The sequence below is a fragment of the Parapedobacter sp. SGR-10 genome, assembly GCF_011030405.1.
Taxonomy (GTDB): Bacteria; Bacteroidota; Bacteroidia; order Sphingobacteriales; family Sphingobacteriaceae; genus Sphingobacterium.
Window position 1 is genome coordinate 1 of record NZ_JAAJTJ010000077.1, and the last position, 439, is coordinate 439.

The following is a 439-nucleotide window of genomic DNA, read 5'->3' on the forward strand; positions in this document are numbered from 1 at the left end:
TGCTGCCCTGCTCCTACCGGCTGTCGTACCGGCCTATCTGGAAGATGGCTCGTACAATTTCAGATTTCCGAACAACCTATTGAACGGCAACCATAATCCCATAGCCAGTGCTTACGACAATATCCGGGAACGGCCGCAATTCACGCTGTTTACATCTGCCTGGGCAAGGGTGAATTTCAAGCCTTGGTTGAACTTCACAAGTGATTTGATGCAATATTATGTCACAGGTCGACGTATAGAGTATTTCGACAAGGATTTCGGTTCAGGATTTGGCACCAATGGGGCATTGACCAATTACAGCTCCAGAAGGATAAAGATTACCAACCGAAATACCTTAAACTTTAACTATACGATCAACAACAAACATCGTTTCAACGCTCTGGCTGCATTTGAGTTGGTGGATTTCAATCAAGAATGGAACTCCATGGACGTAGTCAAT

The 439-nt window shown here is 44.9% G+C and carries 1 protein-coding gene; it reads left to right on the top strand.

Annotation, left to right across the window (positions count from 1 at the left end; translation table 11 throughout):
• A partial coding sequence (locus tag G5B00_RS17930) for a hypothetical protein (RefSeq protein WP_163878841.1) occupies window positions 1-439 on the top strand: 439 nt, incomplete at both ends.